The sequence below is a fragment of the Enterobacter sp. 302C9 genome (assembly GCF_034106085.1).
In the GTDB taxonomy this organism is placed as follows: Bacteria; Pseudomonadota; Gammaproteobacteria; order Enterobacterales; family Enterobacteriaceae; genus Enterobacter; species Enterobacter asburiae_B.
Map to the genome: position 1 here is coordinate 1 of NZ_JAWNBW010000031.1, position 751 is coordinate 751.

2 rRNA genes are annotated in these 751 nt (G+C 49.5%); both read left to right on the forward strand.

The features are described 5' to 3' along the window. Positions 1 to 86, forward strand: a 16S ribosomal RNA gene (locus UR289_RS21830); the annotation flags it as partial. Positions 87 to 284: 198 nt separating this feature from the next. Continuing rightward, a 23S ribosomal RNA gene (locus tag UR289_RS21835) occupies positions 285 to 751 on the forward strand; the annotation flags it as partial.

Below are 751 nucleotides of genomic sequence, written 5' to 3' on the forward strand. Positions count from 1 at the left end.
GGGCGCTTACCACTTTGTGATTCATGACTGGGGTGAAGTCGTAACAAGGTAACCGTAGGGGAACCTGCGGTTGGATCACCTCCTTACCTTAAAGAACCTGCCTTTGTAGTGCTCACACAGATTGTCTGATGAATGATGAACTTCTGAATGTACTTTTGAGTGCATTAAGAAGTTTTGCTCTTTAAAAATCTGGATCAAGCTGAAAATTGAAACGACACACATGTTATGTGTGTTCGAGTCTCTCAAATTTTCGCAATCAGAAGTGAAACATCTTCGGGTTGTGAGGTTAAGCGACTAAGCGTACACGGTGGATGCCCTGGCAGTCAGAGGCGATGAAGGACGTGCTAATCTGCGAAAAGCGCCGGCGAGGTGATATGAACCTTTGACCCGGCGATGTCCGAATGGGGAAACCCAGTGCAATTCGTTGCACTATCGTTAACTGAATACATAGGTTAACGAGGCGAACCGGGGGAACTGAAACATCTAAGTACCCCGAGGAAAAGAAATCAACCGAGATTCCCCCAGTAGCGGCGAGCGAACGGGGAGCAGCCCAGAGTCTGAATCAGCTTGTGTGTTAGTGGAACGGTCTGGAAAGTCCGGCGATACAGGGTGACAGCCCCGTACACGAAAGCACACAGGCTGTGAACTCGAAGAGTAGGGCGGGACACGTGGTATCCTGTCTGAATATGGGGGGACCATCCTCCAAGGCTAAATACTCCTGACTGACCGATAGTGAACCAGTACCGTGAGG